Origin of the sequence: Amycolatopsis sp. WAC 01376 (assembly GCF_003947415.1) — a bacterium.
GTDB lineage: Bacteria > Actinomycetota > Actinomycetes > Mycobacteriales > Pseudonocardiaceae > Amycolatopsis.
Map to the genome: position 1 here is coordinate 744,606 of NZ_QHKL01000006.1, position 18,207 is coordinate 762,812.

At 68.2% G+C, this 18,207-nt stretch carries 17 protein-coding genes; 4 read left to right on the forward strand and 13 right to left on the reverse strand.

The genetic code is table 11. The annotated features are described in order from the left end of the window. Positions 1–67: 67 nt before the first annotated feature. Positions 68–1,321 (reverse strand): choice-of-anchor Q domain-containing protein, encoded by a 1,254-nt coding sequence (locus tag DMH03_RS30440; protein ID WP_125795384.1) that lies wholly within the window; start codon positions 1,319–1,321, stop codon positions 68–70. A gap of 67 nt (positions 1,322–1,388) precedes the next feature. On the opposite strand from DMH03_RS30440, the gene DMH03_RS30445 reads away from it, so the two are divergent. After that, positions 1,389–2,498: a DUF5005 domain-containing protein gene (locus DMH03_RS30445; RefSeq protein WP_125795385.1), complete on the forward strand. Its 1,110-nt coding sequence runs from the start codon at positions 1,389–1,391 to the stop codon at positions 2,496–2,498. Positions 2,499–2,939: 441 nt separating this feature from the next. On the opposite strand, the gene DMH03_RS30450 is transcribed toward DMH03_RS30445, so the two are convergent. From DMH03_RS30450 to DMH03_RS30490, 9 genes are read right to left on the reverse strand one after another with little or no spacing between them, the layout of a single operon-like run. Continuing rightward, a complete protein-coding gene (locus DMH03_RS30450; protein ID WP_125795386.1) occupies positions 2,940–3,521 on the reverse strand; it encodes a hypothetical protein in 582 nt (193 codons plus the stop codon). A gap of 57 nt (positions 3,522–3,578) precedes the next feature. Then, complete coding sequence (locus DMH03_RS30455) at positions 3,579–4,991, reverse strand: beta-N-acetylhexosaminidase (RefSeq protein WP_125795387.1); 1,413 nt, start codon at positions 4,989–4,991, stop codon at positions 3,579–3,581. A gap of 1 nt (position 4,992) precedes the next feature. Next, positions 4,993–5,874, reverse strand: a complete 882-nt coding sequence (locus tag DMH03_RS30460) for a carbohydrate ABC transporter permease (protein ID WP_125795388.1) — start codon at positions 5,872–5,874, stop codon at positions 4,993–4,995. Beyond that, positions 5,865–6,824: a carbohydrate ABC transporter permease gene (locus tag DMH03_RS30465; RefSeq protein ID WP_125795389.1), complete on the reverse strand. Its 960-nt coding sequence runs from the start codon at positions 6,822–6,824 to the stop codon at positions 5,865–5,867. The genes DMH03_RS30460 and DMH03_RS30465 overlap by 10 nt, the downstream gene beginning before the upstream one ends. Then, positions 6,825–8,108: an extracellular solute-binding protein gene (locus DMH03_RS30470; RefSeq protein ID WP_125795390.1), complete on the reverse strand. Its 1,284-nt coding sequence runs from the start codon at positions 8,106–8,108 to the stop codon at positions 6,825–6,827. A gap of 12 nt (positions 8,109–8,120) precedes the next feature. Continuing rightward, entirely contained in the window at positions 8,121–9,251 is a 1,131-nt protein-coding gene (locus DMH03_RS30475) for a lactonase family protein (RefSeq protein ID WP_125795391.1), read from the reverse strand. Between the two features lie 27 nt (positions 9,252–9,278). Continuing rightward, positions 9,279–10,667 (reverse strand): GntP family permease, encoded by a 1,389-nt coding sequence (locus tag DMH03_RS30480; protein WP_125795392.1) that lies wholly within the window; start codon positions 10,665–10,667, stop codon positions 9,279–9,281. Continuing rightward, the gene (locus tag DMH03_RS30485) at positions 10,664–12,259 is read right to left on the reverse strand and encodes an amidohydrolase family protein (protein WP_125795393.1); all 1,596 of its coding nucleotides are present in this window, start codon (positions 12,257–12,259) and stop codon (positions 10,664–10,666) included. Before DMH03_RS30485 ends, DMH03_RS30480 begins: the two co-directional genes overlap by 4 nt. Before the next feature lie 33 nt (positions 12,260–12,292). After that, positions 12,293–13,597 carry an amino acid deaminase gene (locus DMH03_RS30490; RefSeq protein ID WP_125795394.1) on the reverse strand — a complete coding sequence of 435 codons (1,305 nt, stop codon included), beginning with the start codon at positions 13,595–13,597 and terminating at the stop codon, positions 12,293–12,295. Positions 13,598–13,788: 191 nt separating this feature from the next. Here DMH03_RS30490 and DMH03_RS30495 point away from each other — a divergent pair, with 191 nt between their 5' ends. Genes DMH03_RS30495 through DMH03_RS30505 form a run of 3 tightly spaced genes read left to right on the forward strand, consistent with a single transcriptional unit; the run spans position 13,789 to position 15,907 of the window. Continuing rightward, on the forward strand, positions 13,789–14,766 hold the full coding sequence (locus DMH03_RS30495; protein WP_125795395.1) for a sugar kinase: 978 nt from the start codon (positions 13,789–13,791) through the stop codon (positions 14,764–14,766). Continuing rightward, positions 14,763–15,527 carry an IclR family transcriptional regulator gene (locus DMH03_RS30500; RefSeq protein ID WP_125795396.1) on the forward strand — a complete coding sequence of 255 codons (765 nt, stop codon included), beginning with the start codon at positions 14,763–14,765 and terminating at the stop codon, positions 15,525–15,527. Before DMH03_RS30495 ends, DMH03_RS30500 begins: the two co-directional genes overlap by 4 nt. Further along, positions 15,524–15,907, forward strand: a complete 384-nt coding sequence (locus DMH03_RS30505) for a RidA family protein (RefSeq protein WP_034321592.1) — start codon at positions 15,524–15,526, stop codon at positions 15,905–15,907. The genes DMH03_RS30500 and DMH03_RS30505 overlap by 4 nt, the downstream gene beginning before the upstream one ends. 70 nt (positions 15,908–15,977) lie before the next feature. Here the strand turns inward: DMH03_RS30505 and DMH03_RS30510 are convergent, their stop codons facing one another. The 3 genes from DMH03_RS30510 to DMH03_RS30520 all read right to left on the reverse strand — a co-directional run bounded on the left by DMH03_RS30510 (position 15,978) and on the right by DMH03_RS30520 (position 18,096). Further along, entirely contained in the window at positions 15,978–16,973 is a 996-nt protein-coding gene (locus tag DMH03_RS30510) for a 1-aminocyclopropane-1-carboxylate deaminase (protein ID WP_125795397.1), read from the reverse strand. Beyond that, positions 16,970–17,617, reverse strand: coding sequence for a GntR family transcriptional regulator (locus tag DMH03_RS30515; RefSeq protein ID WP_125795398.1), 648 nt, complete (start codon positions 17,615–17,617; stop codon positions 16,970–16,972). Before DMH03_RS30515 ends, DMH03_RS30510 begins: the two co-directional genes overlap by 4 nt. Positions 17,618–17,736: 119 nt before the next feature. Continuing rightward, positions 17,737–18,096, reverse strand: a complete 360-nt coding sequence (locus DMH03_RS30520) for a DUF1844 domain-containing protein (protein WP_061987073.1) — start codon at positions 18,094–18,096, stop codon at positions 17,737–17,739. Between the last annotated feature and the right edge of the window lie 111 nt (positions 18,097–18,207).

The window sequence follows — 18,207 nt, forward strand, 5'->3', positions numbered from 1 at the left end:
CGCCTCGGGATTCCGTGAGGGCCTCCTTCCCTACGCTCAAGGTAGGGAAGGAGGCCCTCACGGCGTTCTAGCCCTGGAACTCGTAAGCGCCCGCGTCGACCCGCGCGCCGGCGAAGACCGGGTTGCCGTCGACGTCGCGGTCGTCGTACTTCGTCGTGCCGAGGTCGATCGCCGGGCTTCCCGCCTGAAGGATCAGGTTCGTGGCCGAGATGAACTTCGGATCCGCGACCTTGTCCGTCGCGCCGGCGGTGAACTGCCGGAGCCCGCCGAAGTACACGTTGTGGTCGGTCGCGGTGAAGGTCGCGTCCGCGTAGCCGACCTTGTACGCCGCCTGGACGATGTTCTGCGTCATCGTCAGCATCTGGTTCGTGCAGCCGCCGTAGCAGACGAAGCCTTCCGCCTCGGCGTTCGGGAGCCGGAGCGAGTTGTTGCGGAACACCGTGCCGAGCACCGGCCCGTTGCCGTCCTCGGCGCCGCGCGTGATGATCCCGCCGCGCGTCTTGGCGCCGAAGACCGCGTTGTACTCGAAGACGTTGCCGGTCGAGACGCCGTCGGGGTCCTTCGCGTCCGTACCGAGTTCGGTGAAGGTCTCGTTGTCCTCGGAGATGTTGTGGTGGATGACGTTGCGGGAGCCGTAGAAGATCTCGACCGCGGCGCCGTCGAGGCCGCCGAAGTCGTCGGCTTTCGCGATCGAGCCGCTGATCCGGTTCCAGCCGATGTCGGAGTCGTTGCCCTGGACCAGGACGGCGAACGCGCCGGAGTCGTCGTTGCCGCCAGGGGTCACGACGGTCATGTGGTTGTTGTCGACCAGGTCGTTCTGCGTGACCTCGGTGCCGTCGGCCGACGGCGCGATGTACACGCCCGCGCCGGCGCCGGTGATCAGGTTCGACAGCACCTTGTCGCGGTCGCCGGACACCTTCACCCCGGCCCACGAACAGCGTCCCGCGTCGGCCGCGACGCCGACCTGGAGGTCCTTCACCACGATGTCGTTGCCGGCGAGGTCGACGCACGCTTCGGTGTTGCCCTTGACGATCGGCCGCGCGCCGGTGCCGTACGCGCCGATCGTGACGCCCGAGCTTTTGACGGTGAGGCCGCCGGACCAGGCACCGCCGCGACGCAACAGGACGGTGTCGCCCGCGGCGAACGTGGCGGTGGAGACTTTCGCCAGGGACTTCCACGGGGTCTGCTGCGAGGTGCCGCTCGCGGTGTCGCTGCCGGAGACCTGGTCGACATAGTAGGTCTTCGGGGCGGCTTCGGCCGTCGTGAATCCGGTGCACGCGAGAGCGGCGAGCACGCTCACGGAAAGCAGTTTCCAGGACATGCCGCGGACCGTAACCATCCGCCGCACAAGGCTCGTACAAAGACCGCGGTGGCTTTAGCATGATCCGATGCGTCGGGCGTCGCGGATTCTCGTAGCGGCCACGCTGCTGTTCAGCGCCGTGGTGGCGAGCAGCGGGATCATGCCTGCGCCGCGGCCCGTGGTTCCCCTCGCGGGGCTGAACGAGCTCTGGAACGGCTACGGCGATCAGGGCGGGCACTGGACCGGCGGGGATCGCACGGTGTCGGTCCCGCTGCCGGACGGCCGCACCGCGTGGCTGTTCTCGGACACCTTCCTCGGCACGGTGAACCCGGATCACAGCCGCCCGCCGGACAGTCCGATCGCCCGCAACACCCTGGTCGTCCAGCGGCCGGACGGCACACTGGGGGAGACGCTGCACGGCGGCACCGCCGACGACCCGGAGGCCTTGATCGGGCTCGCGGGCTCGGACGAGCATTACTGGGTCGGCGACGGAGTCGTCCAAGGCGACGTCCTGCGGGTGCTCTACAACCGGTACCGGACAACAGGGTCCGGCGGCCTCGACTTCCGGAGTACCGGGACGTCGCTGGCCACCTTCCGGTTGCCCGAGCTGACACCGTCCGAGCTGCTGGTGATCCCGGTGAGCGACAAGGTCGCGTGGGGATCGGAGCTGCTCGAAGACGGCGGGTACACCTACATCTACGGTGCCGAACAGGGGCACCTCCGGCTCGCCAGGGTGCCCGCCGGGGGCCTTCGCGGACCTTGGCAGTTCTGGACCGGCGCCGGGTGGTCATCACGCGAGGAGGACTCCGCCCGGATGCTCGCCGGGGTCGGGACGGCGTTCTCGGTGACCCGCGTCGGGGGCGAATACGTGCTGATCACCATGGACACCAGCCCTGGCTTCAGTCCGGTGATGCTCGCCTACACCGCGAGTTCGCCGAGCGGCCCGTTCCGGAATCCTGTCGTTCTCCACCGGGCGTCCGAAGCGAGTGACCGGCGCATCGTCTACGACGCGACAGCACATCCGCAGCTGAGCCGTCCGGGGAAGCTCGTGGTGTCGTACAACGTGAACAGCCTGGACCACGCCGACAACATCGCCGACGCGCGGATCTACCGGCCGCGGTTCGTGGAGGTCGCCTGGCCGCCGCTCGTGAGTGTTTTGGGTCGTTCCAACCGTCCCTACCACTCACGACCGGCTTGACCGGCTCGGTATCGACGTCCTTACCCGCACGAGTACATGAAGGACCCCTTCCTTGCGCCTAGGTACGGGGTCCCGGCAAAGTCGAGATCTGCAGGTCAGGCGACTATTCCTGCACTGTCGCGGGGCCGCATGCGCCGGTGGTGGAGCTTGATTCTGGACGCTGGCGGGGCTTCAGTGTCCACAAGGGACACCGCCGGGCGATTGCGCGTCCGATTGATGCAGCTATGCACGTTTCTGCGGGGGGTCGTGAGTGGCAATGAGGGTTAGAGCAACAAAAATCACTCACGACCCTCTCGCGAAACCGTGCAAGTTGCCCAAATCAGGCACCTTTGTCTCGTAAAGTGTCCCTTGTGGACAGTCAAGAGCCGGGTGGGGCTCGTTGCGGGAGCCCGCTCCTGTCGGGTCCACCGCGACACGTTGGCCTGGCTCGACCACCGGCGCTCACTCGAGTACGCGGCCTCCCGGCGCTTCGATGGTCAGGGGAACCGACGTGTCACCGGCGAGCTGGTTCAGCCGGGTCATGGTCCGGTCCAGCTGCTCCGCCAGCCGCGGGATCGTGCTCGACGGAAGATATGCCTCGGCGCCGGCGTCGAGGAGACGGCGCACCGGGCCCTCGTACTTGACCCCGAGTTCGGCGTCCTCGATCTCCGTGATCACGATCCGGGCCTTCGGATACAGCGCGCGGAAGTTGCCGATCAACTGCGGGCTGCTCGGCGGGACCAGCAGGACGTCGACGCTCGGGGGAGCCGAGCGCAGGTCCAGCACGAGGTAACCAGGGCCGAGCCGGTCGGACAGCGAGTCCCGCGCCGACGCCGACAGCTTCATGGCGGTGGCCACGACCGTGATGTCGTCGGAGTCCGGCGAAGGGACCGGTTCTTCGCGGACAGCGGCGGAAATCGTCCCGATCGTCTCGCCGTTCCGCGTGATGAGCACGTCCTCCCCGGGGCGGAGGGTATCGATGAGCGCTGCGAGTTCTTCAGGAAGCTGGGAGGCGTCGACCCACCGCGCGGACTGATCACTCATCACCCCATGATGGCCCGCTTCCCTGCACCTGTTGCCAGGAAGGGGGCCATCAGGCACTCACCTCTGCCGCGGCCGCCCCGGAACTCCAGGCCGCGTCTGCCAGGGAAGCGGCCCGTCCAGCGGCCGGTACTCGACGCCGAGCGCGTCCAGCCGGGGCAGGTGGTGGTCCCGCAAACGCGGCAGGAACTCCGCGTAGTCCCGGCCTTCGGGGCTGCTCCACGCCACCTCGGCGAAAGCGCACAGCCGCGGGAAGGCGACGTAGTCCACCCGCCGCACGGTGTCGAGATGCTCCGCCCACACCTGCGCCTGCGCGCCGAGAATCGTCTTGCCCTCGGGGAAATCGGCGGGCACCGGCTCGTAGCCGTAGAAGCTCTCCAGCGTGCTCAGGTAGCCGACGGGGATCGGTTCGTCGGGATGGTCGGACTGCCGGTGGTCCAGGTACACGTGGTCCTCGGGACACATGACGACGTCGTGCCCCGCGGCCGCCGCGCGAGCTCCGGCCGCCTCGCTCTGCCACGAGCCGATGACCATCGGCGGCAGATCTCCCGCTTCGAGGACCTCGTCCCAGCCGAGCGGGCGGCGTCCTCGTTCGACCAGGTGCCGTGCGATCTCGCGGACGAACCAGCCGTGCTCGTCGGTCGCGCCGGGCACCTCATCGCCGCCGAGCGCGATGACCTCGGACGGGAAGATGTCCAGCACGTGGTCGAAGATGCTCTTGAAGAAGTCCACTGTGGACTTCTTCGTGTTCAGCAGAGAAGTGCTGATGCCCCAGCTCGTCCAGACCTCCCACGGTTCGGCGGTCTCCGGCCCGAGTTCGGGATAGGCGGCGATCGCGGCCCGTGCGTGCCCGGGGATGTCGACCTCCGGGACCACCGTCACCGAACGCGCGGCGGCGTACGCGACGATCTCGCGGAGGTCGCCGGTCGTGTAGAACCCGCCGTGCGGCCGCCCGTCCCGTTCCGGCCCGTCGTGCCGTCCGACCATGGACGACTTCCGCCAGCCGCCGACCTCGGTCAGCTTGGGGAACTCGGGGACCTCGATCCGCCAGCCCTGGTCGTCGGTCAGATGCAGGTTGAGCATGTTGAGCTTGTGCGCCGCGATCAGGTCGACGAACCGCAGCACCTCGGCCTTCGTCCGGAAATGCCTCGCCACGTCGAGCAGACAGCCGCGCCACGCGAACCGGGGGTGATCGGTCACCACCCCGCACGGGATCGTCGGCTGTCCACTGTGGATCGGCGCGGCCCGGAACGCGTCCGGTCCGATGAGCTGCCGGAGCGTCTGACGGCCGTAGAACTCGCCTGCCGCGTCGGCGGCGTGCAGGGTGACGCCCGACGGGTCGATCTCCAGCCGGTAGCCCTCGGCAGGCAGCGTGGCGTCGGTACGGACGTCCACTTCGGACGGTACTGGGCATTGTCCCGGCAAGGGTTCCACCGAGACGGGACGGGGGAGCAAGGTTTCGAAGCCAGGCATGTCAGCCCTTCACCGCGCCGCCCATGACGGACACGAGTCGTCGTTGCACGAGAATGAAGAACACCAGCACCGGGATGGTCATCAAGGTCGAACCCGCCATCACCGCGCCCCAGTCGGTGTCCTCCGGTTTGAAGAACACCAGGATCGCGAGCGGGAGCGTCTGGTTCTCGGTGTTGGAGATGATGAACGTCTTGGCGAACAGGAAGTCGTTCCAGGCGTGGATGAAGGCCAGCACGCTGATCGCCACCAGCCCGGGCGCCACCAGCGGGAAGAGGATCTGCCAGGTGAACCGCATGCGGCTCGCCCCGTCGATCTTCGAGGCCTCTTCCAGTTCCTGCGGCACCGCGGCGACGAAGCCCCGCAGCATCCAGATCGCGAACGGCAGGCTGAACGCCAGGTGCACCAGGATCAGCGAGCCGAGGTGGTTGGTGCCGAACGCCGGCGCGACGTCGCCGACCGACCGCATCAGGAAGAACAGCGGAATGGTCAGCGCCTCGACCGGCACCATCTGCGCCACCAGCACCATCACCAGCAGGACGGTCTTGCCCTTGAAGTTGAACCGAGTCAGCGCGACGGCCGAGAGGAACGAAAGCAGCAGCGACAACGCCACCACCACGACGGCCACGATCACGCTGTTCAGGAAGAACAACGCGAACCCTTCACCGCTCAGCACCCGTTCGAAATGCTCCAGGGTCGGCGTGAGCGTCCAGGGGCGGGGGTTCTCCGCCTGGATCTGCCCGGTGGGTTTGAACGCCGAAAGCACCATCCAGTACACCGGGAAGGCGACCATCCCCGCGATCACCACGCAGATGATCTCGGCGATCAGCCTGCCGGGCCGTTGAACTCGACGAGCTTTCGGGCGGGGCGCTGTCGTCACACCCATCCCGCGCTCCGGCGTTGCGACCGGACGTACAGCCCGGTGATGGACAGCAGCAGCAAGGTCATCACGACTCCGAGCGCCGCGCCGAGACCGTATTCCTGTCCGGCGAAGGCTTGTTGATAGGCGAAGACGTTGAGCACGAGGTTGCGCCCGGCCACGCCGCCGCCGTTGGTCATCACGTAGATCTGCGTGAAGATCTTGAAGTCCCAGATGATCGACTGGATCGTGGCGATGGTCAGCAGCGGCCGCACCATCGGCAGCGTGATCGACCACGTGGTGCGCCAGGTCGACGCGCCGTCGAGGTACGCGGCCTCGATGACCTCCTCCGGCACTCCCTTGAGCCCCGCGTACATCGTCACCATGACGAACGGGAACGAACACCAGATGACCTCGGCGGCCACCAGCCCGAACGTGCTGTAGGTGTCGAAGGTCCAGGAGTGGTTCGCCATCCCGGTGAACCCGAGGCCCGAGAGCACCTCGTTGACCAGGCCGAAGTCGGCGTCGAACAGGAACAGCCAGACGTACGAGCCCGCCATCGCCGGCGTCGCCCACGCGGCCAGCGCCGCCAGGAACAGCGGGACCCGCGCCCAGGCGCGGACCCGGGTCGCCAGCACGGCGAGCCCCGTCCCGAGCGCGAGGCTGCCGACGACGCAGACCGCGGTGAAGCCGAGGGTTTTGGCCAGCACCTCCCAGAACTGGACGTTCTCCAGCAGGTCGATGTAGTTCTGGAAACCGAGGAACACCAGCGGCGCGTTGCCGACCGCTTGCGGCTGGCCGTAGTCGTAGAACGAGATCAGGACGAGCTGGTAGATCGGGTACACCAGCATCGCCAGCAGCAGGATGCCGCCGGGCGCCAGATAGAGCAGGGCCGCCCGCCCGTCCCGGCGACGGCGGGGCGACCGCCGTGCCGGGACGGCCGGAGCCGTGGTGCGGGGGATGTCCTTGGTGACCACTTAGCCGAACGCCTTGTTCATCTCGGCGGACGCGGTGGCCAGCGCGGCGGCGGGATCCTTGCCGCCGGTCGCGATCTGCTGGATCGCGGTCGGCAGCACGTTCTGTGCGTCGATCTTCGACCACGCCGCGGTGGCGGGGACGAACTTCGTGCCCGCGGTGAGCGTGTCGACGAACGGCTTGACCGACGGGTCGCTCGCGGCGAGCTTCTGCTGGACGCTGCCGAGCGTGGGCAGGTTGCCCATGGCGACGTACATCTTCTCCTGGTACTTGGCGCCACCGAGCAGCTGGGTGAACTCGACCGCGAGGCTCTTGCGCTTGGTCGCGTTGAACACGCCGAGCAGGTTGCCGCCCGCGAACGCCGGGGCGATCTTGCCGGCCTCGGTGCCCGGGAGCGGGATGATCGCGTACTTGCCCTTCACCTGGCCGGCTTCGACGGCCTTGCGGTTGAAGTCACCGCCGATCGACATCCCCGCCTTGCCACCGGCGAACGCCGTGATGCTCTGCGTCCCGGTCAGGTTGGCGCACTGTTCTGGCGGGCAGATGTCCGCCTTCAGCAGGTTCGCGTACGCCGTGACACCGGCCTTGGCCTGCTCGGAGTCCACAGTGGACTTCCACTTGCCGCCGTCCTGCTTGGCGATCTCGCCGCCGTGTGCCCACAGGAAGGGCAGCATCGCGTAGGTGTACTTGCCGCCGACGGAGATGCCGTACAGCTCCGGCTTCTTGGCGCGGATCGTCTTCGCGGTCTCGGTCAGCTCCGCCAGCGTCGCCGGCGGCTTGAGGCCGAGTTCGGCGAAGAGGTCCGTGCGGTAGTACAACGCGCGGATGCCGGTGAACCACGGAAGCCCGTAGGTCTTGCCGCCGGACTTCGCCGTCTCCAGCACCGCGGGCAGGACGTCTGCCCCTTCCTTCCACGACGAGAGATCGCCGGTCAGGTCGGCCAGCGCGCCGGTGGCGGCATAACTGGACACGTCGGTGTTGCCGAACTCGGCGACGTCCGGCGCACTCGCCGGATCGTTGAAGGCGCCGGAGAACTTGTCCGCGCGGCCTTCCACCGGAATCCACTGGACGTCGACCTCGACGCCCGAATGCGCCGCCTTGAACTCGGCGATCGCCTCCTTGACCGCCGCCTCCTTGGGCGCGCGGTTGGCTTCGTCGAACAGCCAGACCCGGACGGTGCCGGTCTTCTCGTCACCACCGGCCGCGGCCGGGGTGTTCTGCGCCGGTGCACAGCCCGCGACGAGGCCGACGGCCGCGAGGCCCGCGATGAGTACGCGAGTTCTCATGGGATTTTCTCCTTAAGCGAAAAAGACGGAATTGACCTGGGGGAGCGCGAGTTTCCCGGCGACGGGCCCGGGGAGACCGGTGCCGGGATCGCGCGGCAGCCAGCTGAGCGTGCCGGACTTGTCGCTCGAGACGTAGAACCAGCGCTCGGTCGGGTCGAGCGTGAAGTGACGCGGGTACACCCCGCCGACGGGCGCGTTGTTCAGCAGCTTCAAGGACTTCCCGTCCTCGCTGACGCCGAACGACGCGATCGTGTCGGAACCACGCACCGAGGCGTAGACGAACTTCCCGTCCTTGGACGTCGCGATCTCGCCGGGGTACTGCTCGCCGGGAGTGCCCGCGGGCACGGCCGGTACGACCTGTCCGGCGGTGAGTTTCCCGGTGACCGGGTCCCATGCCGCGACGGTCACCTCGGCACGCAGCTCGCCGAGGATGTACGCGTACTTCCCGCCTCCGTGGAACGCCAGATGCCGGGGCCCGGCGCCCGACGGGAGCTTCAGCTGCTGGTTCAGCTTGAGTTTCCCGGTCGTGGTGTCGAGTTTGTAGACATAGACCGAATCCGCGCCGAGATCGACCGCGAGCACCCACTTCCCGGTCGGATCGTTGACGACCTGGTGCGCGTGCGCCTGGCGTTCGGCGCCCTTGTGCTGGGCCACATCGACGACGTCGCCGAGTTTCCCGCCCGCGAGGATCGGGAGGACGACGACGCTGCCACTGCTGTAGTTCGCGGCCAGCACGTACTTCTGGCTCGAGTGGACGCTCAGATGTGTCGGGTGCTGCCCCTTGGCCGATTTCTTGTTGAGCAGCTTGGGTTTCACCGGATCGGCAAGACTGAACGCGGAGATCTGGCCGTTCTCGTCCTCGTTGGTCACATAGAGCGTTTTGCGGTCGGCGCTGATGTCGAACCAGGAAGCGTTGCTGACTCCCGGAATCGTCCGGTCGACGACGAGCGCGTTGGTCGCCGCGTCCCGGTGAGCGACATCGAGCCCGTGCCCGGAACTGGTGTAGCTGCTGAGGTAGATGGCCCCGGTTCCCTTCGGTCCGCAGGATTGTTCGGAGGCGTGTGCGAGGTGGGAACCGAGAACGGTCGTGAGTCCAGCCGCTCCGACGGCGCCGAGGAAGGTGCGTCGATCGAGTCCGGTCATCGTGATCTCTCCCAGTCTTCAGGTGGTTTAAACCACTGCCATCAGCAATGCTGCCACGCCGAAACCGGAAACGGAAAGGACGGTTTCCAGGACGGTCCAGGTTTTCAGGGTCTGCGGCACGGTCATGTTGAAGTACCGCGAGATGATCCAGAAACCGCCGTCGTTCACGTGCGAGGCGATGATCGAGCCCGCCGAAATCGCGACGACCAGCAGTGCGAGCTGCATCTGCGAGTAGCCCAGCGTCGCCACCGTCGGGGCGACGATGCCGCTCGTGGTCACGATCGCGACGGTCGCCGAACCCTGCGCGATCCGCATTCCGCAACTGATCACGTACGCGGCCAGGATGACCGGGAGACCGGCGTTGTCCAGCGACCCCGCGACGGCCTTGCCGATCCCCGTGGCGGACAGCACGGCGCCGAAGAACGCGCCCGCGCCGACCACCAGCAGGATCATCGCGACCGGGCGGAGCGACTTCGCCGAAAGCTCGCTCAAATCCTTGCCTGTCAAGCCGCGGCGCAGGCCGAGCAGCCAGGACGCGAGCAGCACCGAGATCGTCAGCGCGACCGCCGGGGTGCCGATGAACGCCGCGACGCCGGCGGGCGCGGAGTTCTTGGGAAGCCAGATGCTGCCGAAGGTCCCGGCGAGGATCAGCACCAGCGGCACCGCGATGATCGCCAGCACCAGCCCGAGCGACGGCGGGTTCTCCTCCTTTTCGCCTTCTTCCTCCGCGACCAGGAATTCCGCGGGAACCGGGACATCGACGCGTTTGCCGATCCACGTCGAGTACGCGACACCGCCGACGAGGAATGCCGGGATACCGCAGATCAGGCCCATCAGGATGATCCAGCCGAGCTCCACGTGCAGCAGGCCCGCCGCGGCGACCGGGCCGGGGTGCGGTGGGAGGAACGCGTGCGTGATCGAAAGTCCGGCGAGCAGCGGCAACGCGTACAGCACCAGCGAGCGGCCGCCCTGTTTGGCGGCGACGTAGACCAGCGGTGCCAGCACGAAGATGCCGATGTCGAAGAAGACCGGAATACCGAAGACGAAACCCGCGAGACCCATCGCCAGCGGGGCCCGCTTCTCACCGATGGCCCGCAGCAGCGCGCCGGTGAGGACCCTCGCCCCGCCGGAACGCTCCAAAATGGATCCGAGGATGGTGCCCAGTCCGATGATCGCGGCGATATGGCCGAGGATCCCGCCGAAACCCTTCTCCAGAAGGGAATCGGACGCCTTCTGCGCGGAGCCGACGATCTGGCCGACCGGCAGGCCAGCGGCCAGTGCGGTCAGCAGGCCGACGACGATCAGCGCGATGAAGGGCTCGAGCTTGACCTTGATGATGAGGAACAACAACACCGCGATCGAGACGGCGGCGAGGGTCAGGAGACCTCCCGTCGAATGTTGGAGCCAGTCGATCATCGGGCACTCCCGGGGTTCCGCAGTGAATGGCCGGCGAGGGCGCCGGTCGGTTGACCATCGTCGATGGCGGCGACACCGTTGACGAAGACATAGGGGATACCGGCGGCCTGCTGCCGCGGTTCGTCGAACGTGGCGGTGTCGGCGACGGTTTCCGGGTCGAACAGCACGAGGTCCGCCGCGTATCCGGCGCGGACGAGACCCCGGTCGGTCAGCCGCAGGCGGTCCGCCGCGCGGCCGGTGAGGTGGGCGACGCATTCGGCGAGGTCGAGGACGCCGAGTTCGCGGACGTAGCGGGCGAGGTAACGCGGGAAAGTGCCCCAGGCACGCGGATGCGGCCGTGCGCCGACGAGCAGCCCGTCGCTGCCGCCGGTGTGCGTGCGGTGGCGCATGATCGCCTGGACGTTCTCCTCGTGCCCGACATGCATCAGGCAGGACGTGCCGAGCTTTTCCGAGATCAGGACGTCGAAGTACAGCTCCGCGGCGGGTTTCCCGGCACGCTGCGCCGAAGCGGCGACGGAATGTCCGACGAGGTGGGAGTTCTCGTCCCGGCGGACACCGTTGATCTCGATGGCCTCCCAGTCGATCGGCACCCCGTGCGCACCGTCGGAGCCGGTCTCCTCGATCTCGGCGCGGATCCGCTCACGAGTGTCCACATCGGACAACCGGGCCAGCGTGGCGTCGAGCCCGCCTTCGGTCGACCAGCTCGGCAGCAACGCGGAAAGGTAGGTGGCGCCGGGAAGATAGGGATAGGTGTCCAGCGTGATGTCGCAGCCGTCGTCGAGCGCACGGTCGAGCAACTCCAGCAGATCCGGCGCCTTGCCCTTGTTGACCGAGAAGTTCATCGTGGCGTGGGCGAGGTGCAACGGGCAGCCCGAACGGCGGGAGACGTCGACCATCTCGCCGAACGCTTCGAGCGCGCCCTTGCCGTAGCTGCGGTGGTGCGGACTGTAGAAGCCGCCGTTCTCCCCGACGACCCGGCACAGCTCGACGAGTTCCTCGGTGGTCGCGTACATGCCCGGCGTGTAGGTGAGCCCGGACGACATGCCCATCGCGCCCTCGGCCAGCCCGGTCGCGATGAGTTCCTTCATCGCGTTCATCTCGGCTTCGGTCGCGGGCCGGTCATCCCAGCCGACGGTGAGCATGCGGACGGTGCCCTGCGGCACCAGATAGGCCGCGTTGACCGCGACCCCGGCGTCGAGCCGGTCGAGATATTCGCCGACCGAGCGCCAGTTCCAGTCGAATCCGGCCGGATCGTCGTTCCATCCGGCGAGCTGCTGGCGCAGCGCCGTGAGGACGTCGTCGTTCACGGGCGCGTAGGAGAGCCCGTCCTGTCCGAGCACCTCGGTCGTGACGCCCTGGGAGAGCTTCGCGAGGTGATCCGGGTTGGCGAGCAGCTGGAGGTCCGAATGCGAATGCATATCGATGAACCCGGGCGCGAGCACGAGTCCTTCGGCGTCGATGGTGCGGCGGCCCGCGAGCGAGCCGGGTTCGGCGACACTGGCGATCCGGCCGTCGGTGATGCCCACGTCGTGCCTGGTGAGCGGATCCCCGGTGCCGTCGGCGACCAGTGCGGAGCGGACAACGATGTCCATGGCGATTCTTCCTCTGCGGCGGTGGAGGACGGATCAGAAATGGGTGCGGACGAAATCGAGCACGGTCTCGCCGTCGGGGCCGACGACCGGGATGAGGGGCCATTTGTCGAAGACGGTGCACGGATGCGACAGACCGAGGGCGATCCAGTCTCCGACCTCGACCGGCGACGACGCGGGCAGCGTCAGAAAGGCGTGCTGGTCGTTCATCTTCTGGATGGAATGACCTTCGAGTGCGGACGCCTGCCCGTCGCCCTTGCGGATCAGGCGCGGCTCGGGCATGCCTTCGTCGAAGGACGCGTCCCGTTTGCCGATGGTGAGCAGCGCGAGTTCGTCAGTCGGCTTCGACGTGACCTGCGCCCAGGCACGCAGCGCGGAGCGGAACGAGGCGACGCCGCCGATGCGCGGGTGTTCGCCCAGCGGCGAGATCACGCGGTAGAAGCCGTCGTCGTGGGTCACGTAGGCGCCGCTGCGCAGGATCGGCAGGACGTCCAGGTCCCCCCAGTCCTTGGTGAGCTCGTCGGCGACGCGGTCGAAGTACGCGCTGCCACCGCCGGTGACGATGATCTGGCCGGCGTCGTCGAGCAGGCCCTTCGCGGCGAAGGCGAAGACGAGTTCACGCAGACCGTCCACATAGGAGCTGATCAGCTGGAGCGACTTTTCGTCCGTGTGGTGGGAAAGCGCGCCTTCGTAGCCGCCGGATCCGCGCAGCCGCAGAGCGGGGCTCGCGTGCGCGGCTTCGGCGACGGCGAGCGCGGTCTCGGTGTCACGGACACCGGTGCGGCCGCCTTCGGCACCGAGTTCGACCAGGACGTCCACCTTGCGGCGAGCTCCGCGCAGGGCTTCGGTCATCAGCTCGACGCCGCGGACCGAGTCGACCCAGCAGACGAACTCGAAGTCGTCGTCGGCGTCCAATTCGGCGGCGAGCCACTTCAGGCCGGAAGGGTCGAGCAGCTGGTTCGCGAGCAGGATCCGGGAAACGCCGAACGCCCGGTATATCCGCAGGTGGCCGGCGTTCGCGCAGGTGATGCCCCACGAGCCGTGCTGGAGTTGTCGCTCGAACAGCTGCGGCGCCATCGTCGTCTTGCCGTGCGGAGCCAGCGCGACCCCGCGTTCGGCGCACCAGTCCGCCATCGTGCGGAGGTTGTGCTCGACGGCTTCCTCGTCGAGCACCACGAACGGGCCGAGAAAGCCGTCTTCGAACAGCTTCGCGCCGCGGGCGGCGGCCTCGCCGATCGTGAGCCCGGACAGCGAAGGCGCGACCGAGCGGAAGCGCCAGTCGACGCGCTCCTCCCGAACGGCCGCGACCGCGGCGGAATCGATGGTGCCGGCTTCGAACATGAGGTTCACCTCGGTTGCGTATGTTGCAACGGACGTTGCGCATATTGCGTGGGATAGGTGTAGCATCCGGTCCGCTAGAGGTCAACGGGGTGACGACGAGGAGACGCGGAAGTGACAGGTGAGCCTTGGCCGCCCGGGAATCTTTTGATCTTTTGGGGTCGCGCCCTGGCACCGGAACGGCGGCCGGCGCGATGAAGAGCACTGACGTGTTGTGCATCGGGGAGTCGATGGCCTTGTTCGTACCGGCCGAATCCGGGCCGCCCGACGAGGTACGGAAGTGGATGCGGACCATCGGCGGAGCCGAATCGAACGTCGCCTGCCATCTCCCCGCGCTGGGTTTCGCCAGTGCATGGGTGAGTGCCGTCGGCGACGATCCGTTCGGCCGCGCGCTCGTGCGCGAGATCGGCGCGGCGGGGGTGGACGTCAGCGCGGTCGTGGTCGACCCGACCCGCCCGACCGGGCTCTACATCAAGGAAAGCGGAGCGGACGGCAGCCCCGTGCGCTACTACCGCAAAGGCTCGGCCGCGTCCGGAATGGACGCCGGCCTGCTGGGCAAACTCGATCTCGACCGGGTGCGCGTGATCCACCTGTCCGGGATCACGCCCGCCCTGTCGGACGGTTGTCTCGACCTGGTGCGGGCGCTGATGGAACGGCCGCGTGGCGACACGCTGGTGTCGTTCGACGTGAACTTCCGGCCCGCGCTGTGGACCGGGCGCGACCCGTCGGTGCTGGCCGGACTGGCCGCCCGCGCCGACATCGTGCTGGCAGGCGAGGATGAGGCCGAGCGAGTGTGGGGGACCGGCGAACCGGAACGCCTGCGCGTCGCGCTGCCGGGGCCGAAGACGCTGGTCGTCAAGCACGGGGCACGCGGGGTGACGCTGATCGACGGCGACGAGGCACCGCTGTTCTCGCCCGCGCTCAAGGTCGACGTCGTGGAGCCGGTCGGCGCCGGTGACGCCTTCGCCGCCGGTTTCCTCGCCGCCACGCTGCGCGGCGACGACCCCGCGACCCGGCTGCGGCGCGGTCACCTGCAGGCCGCGGCCACCTTGCTGACCCACGACGACGTGGGAACGCCGCTGCCAGGATCCGTCGTCGAAGCGCTCCTCGGGGCGGATGAGGCAGCATGGGCGGCGGCGAAGCTGACGGACGAGGGATTGGTGGGCGGATGAGCCAGAGCCTGGACAGGGCGCTCACGTTGCTGAGCGGGCTCGCCCGCGAGGCGAAGACGCTGGACCAGCTCGCCGAGGAGATCGGTGTGCACAAGTCGACCGTGCTGCGGTTGCTGCGCACCCTGGAGACGCATCACTTCGTGCGCCGGGAAGGACAGCGGTACTACCGGCTCGGCAGCGCGCTCTTCGACCTCGCGCAGCAGGCGCTGGAAGACCGCGACGTCCGCCGTACCGCGCAATCCGCGCTCGCCGGGCTCAACGCCCGCACCGGGCACACCGTGCACCTCGCGTCCTATGAGGACGGAGAGGTCGTCTACATCGACAAGTTCGAGGGCAGGCACTCGGTGCGGATGTACTCCCGCATCGGGAAACGCGCCCCGCTGCACTGCACCGCCGTCGGCAAGGTGCTGGTGGCGGCGATGACGCCGGAGAAGCAGGCGGACGTGGTCTCGCGGATCGACTTCTTCGTCCGCACCCCGAACACGATCACCACGCCCGAGGCCTACGGGAAGGAACTCGCGCTCGTCGCCGACCGCGGCTACGCGGTGGACAACGCCGAGCACGAGGACTTCATCCACTGCGTCGCCGCGCCCGTCCGCGGCCCGGGCGGCGTGGTACTCGCCGCCGCGTCGGTGTCGGTGCCGAAGGTGCTGCTCGACTACGACGGCCTGATGGCGCTCGTCCCGGAACTGATCGCCGCCGCCGAAGAAGCTTCCGTCCACAGTGGATGGACGGGGAACCGAAAGGGGAAGTTGGAATGAGCAAGACCGCGATCAGCACGGAGAACGCGCCGAAGCCGGTGGCCGCGTTCTCGCAGGCGGTCCGCAAGGGCAACATCCTGCAGGTGGCCGGCCAGGTCGCCTTCGACCCGGCCACCGGCGCCATCGTCGGCGAGACCGTCGGCGAGCAGACCGAGCAGACCTTCAAGAACATCGAGGCGGTGCTCGAGGCCGCCGGTTCGAGCCTGGCCGACGCGATGATGGTGCGCGTGTACCTGACCGACGTCGACCACTTCGGCGCGTTCAACGAGGTCTACAACAAGCTGATCGGCGAGGCGCCGCACCCCGCCCGCACCACCGTGTACGTCGGCCTTCCCGCCGGCCTGCTGGTGGAGATCGACGTCCTGGCCGTGACGGACTGATCCCGCGTGCAATGAAAGGCCCTTTCCTTGCAAAATTTGCAAGGAAAGGACCTTTCATTGCGTCCAGCCGCTAGAGCACGCTCGTGTACCCGTTCAGCGCGGGTTGCCCGCCCAGATGCGCGAAGAGCACGTTCGAGTCCCGCGAGATCTCACCGCGGGAAACGAGGTCGATCAGCCCCGCCATGGACTTGCCCTCGTACACCGGATCGGTGAGCACACCCTCCAGCCGCGCCAGCGTGCGGATCGCGTCGAGGGTGGACTCGTCCGGGATGCCGTAGATCCCGGCGTGGTAGCGCTCGTCCAGTTCGACCTCACCGACCTCGCCGGCGCCGATCAGCTCCGCGGTCGCGCGGGCGATGCGGGTGATCTGATCGCGCGTCTCGGCCGGTTTGGCCGACCCGTCGATGCCGAGGATCCGTCGCGGCTTCCCGGAAAGCGCGGCCCCGGCGACCATCCCGGCCTGCGTGCTGCCGGTGACCGAGCAGACGACCACCGTGTCGAAGAAGACGCCGAGCTCCGCCTCCTGCGCTTCGAGTTCGACCATCCAGTTCGCGAAACCGAGCCCGCCGAGCCGGTGGTCCGAGCCGCCGGCCGGGATCGCATACGGCTTTCCGCCGCCGTCCTCGATCTCCTTGACCGCGTTCTCCCAGCTTTCCTTGAAGCCGACGCCGAATCCGGCCTCGACCATCCGGATGTCCGCGCCGAGGATGCGCGAAAGCTGGATGTTGCCGACCTTGTCGTACATCGGGTCGTTCCAGTCGACCCAGCTCTCCTGCACCAGCACGGCCTTGAGGCCGGCCCGCGCGGCGGCCGCGGCGACCTGGCGGGTGTGGTTCGACTGCACGCCGCCGATCGAGATCAGCGTGTCCGCGCCCGAGGCGAGCGCGTCGGCGACCAGGTACTCCAGCTTCCGGGTCTTGTTGCCGCCGAACGCGATCCCGGAGTTGACGTCCTCGCGTTTCGCCCAGACCTTCGCGCCGCCGAGATGGGCGGTGAGCCGTTCGAGCGGGTGCACGGGGGAGGGACCGAACAGCAGCGGGTAGCGCGGGAAATCGGCGAGGGTCATGGCGTCTCCAGGAGGTCTTCGAGCTCGGTCCAGATCGTGGCGGTGATCGCGCAGGCCGCGTCGACGTCGCCCGCTTCGATGGCGTCGGCCAGCTCCGCGTGACGCTGGACCGACCGGTGCGCGGGCAGGGAACCGAAGCGGGCGTATTCGAGACGGCGCAGCAGCGGCGTGTAGCGGGCCAGCGTCGCGGCGATCGCCCGATTGCGCGCGGCGGCGACCGGGACGTCGTGGAGCTCGTCGTCGGCGGCGATCGCGGCCGCGATGTCCCCGGCGGCGATCGCGTCGGCGAACCGGGAGTTGGCCGCGCGCATCGCGGCGACCTCCGCGGGTCCCATCCGCGGGGCGCCGGCTCGGACGGCGAACTCGTGCAACGCGCGGACCAGCTGCAATGCGTCACGGACGTCGTCGGGAACGAACCCGGCCACGCGCGTGTAGCTCTGCGGCTTCGACTCGACGAGGCCGTCCTCGATCAGCCGCAGCAGCGCCTGGCGCACCGGCGCCCGGGAAAGCCCCAGCTGCTCGGCGCGGTCGCCGTCGCGCAGGTTCGTCCCCGGCGGCAGCGTCCCGTCGATGATCGCCCGGCGGATGTTCTCGTAGGCCTCGTCCCTGAGGAGGGATCTCGGCACCTTCGCTAACCCACTCACATCTGAAATGTTAGTTGCCTTGGCGTCGGTTCGGTAGCCCGGATGTCAGGAAAGGGTCGTTCCTGACGAAAAACGTCCTGAACGACCCTTTCCTGACACTTTGAGGAAGGGAAGGCCTCCTAGTAGACCGGTCCCGTGTACTTCTCGCCCGGCCCCTGGCCGGGCGCGTCGGGCACGGCCGAAGCCTCGCGAAACGCCTTCTGTAGCGACTGGAGGCCGTCGCGCAACGGGCCCGCGTGCAGGCCGAGGTACTCTGCCGAAGCGGTGACCAGCCCGGCGAGGGCGGTGATCAGGCGACGGGCTTCGTCGAGGTCGCGGTGGGGGGAGCTGGCGGGGTCCTCGTCCGCGAGGCCGAGGCGTTCGGCGCCCGCGGAGAGCAGCATGACGGCCGCCCTGCTGATCACCTCGACGCTCGGGATGTCCTCCAGGTCGCGGACGTCCGGGGAATACGGGGGCTGCTGAACGGGTTCTTCTGACACATCTGGTAGCCTTCCACGAGCGACCAGCCCCCGAGCGATCGGGGGCGGCAAGTGGAGCCCCGCTCCCACCCGTGTCACCGCCGTAAGACCAGGTGTCCGGGTCCGGTCTCG

Excerpts from the sequence above, each read along its gene's own strand:
- DMH03_RS30470 (WP_125795390.1), bottom strand. The coding sequence starts at position 8,108 with ATGAGAACTCGCGTACTCATCGCGGGCCTCGCGGCCGTCGGCCTCGTC.
- DMH03_RS30500 (WP_125795396.1), top strand. The coding sequence starts at position 14,763 with ATGAGCCAGAGCCTGGACAGGGCGCTCACGTTGCTGAGCGGGCTCGCC.
- DMH03_RS30505 (WP_034321592.1), top strand. The coding sequence starts at position 15,524 with ATGAGCAAGACCGCGATCAGCACGGAGAACGCGCCGAAGCCGGTGGCC.
- DMH03_RS30455 (WP_125795387.1), bottom strand. The coding sequence starts at position 4,991 with ATGCCTGGCTTCGAAACCTTGCTCCCCCGTCCCGTCTCGGTGGAACCC.
- DMH03_RS30450 (WP_125795386.1), bottom strand. The coding sequence starts at position 3,521 with ATGAGTGATCAGTCCGCGCGGTGGGTCGACGCCTCCCAGCTTCCTGAA.
- DMH03_RS30440 (WP_125795384.1), bottom strand. The coding sequence starts at position 1,321 with ATGTCCTGGAAACTGCTTTCCGTGAGCGTGCTCGCCGCTCTCGCGTGC.
- DMH03_RS30510 (WP_125795397.1), bottom strand. The coding sequence starts at position 16,973 with ATGACCCTCGCCGATTTCCCGCGCTACCCGCTGCTGTTCGGTCCCTCC.
- DMH03_RS30480 (WP_125795392.1), bottom strand. The coding sequence starts at position 10,667 with ATGATCGACTGGCTCCAACATTCGACGGGAGGTCTCCTGACCCTCGCC.
- DMH03_RS30460 (WP_125795388.1), bottom strand. The coding sequence starts at position 5,874 with ATGGGTGTGACGACAGCGCCCCGCCCGAAAGCTCGTCGAGTTCAACGG.
- DMH03_RS30490 (WP_125795394.1), bottom strand. The coding sequence starts at position 13,597 with ATGTTCGAAGCCGGCACCATCGATTCCGCCGCGGTCGCGGCCGTTCGG.
- DMH03_RS30495 (WP_125795395.1), top strand. The coding sequence starts at position 13,789 with ATGAAGAGCACTGACGTGTTGTGCATCGGGGAGTCGATGGCCTTGTTC.
- DMH03_RS30445 (WP_125795385.1), top strand. The coding sequence starts at position 1,389 with ATGCGTCGGGCGTCGCGGATTCTCGTAGCGGCCACGCTGCTGTTCAGC.
- DMH03_RS30485 (WP_125795393.1), bottom strand. The coding sequence starts at position 12,259 with ATGGACATCGTTGTCCGCTCCGCACTGGTCGCCGACGGCACCGGGGAT.
- DMH03_RS30475 (WP_125795391.1), bottom strand. The coding sequence starts at position 9,251 with ATGACCGGACTCGATCGACGCACCTTCCTCGGCGCCGTCGGAGCGGCT.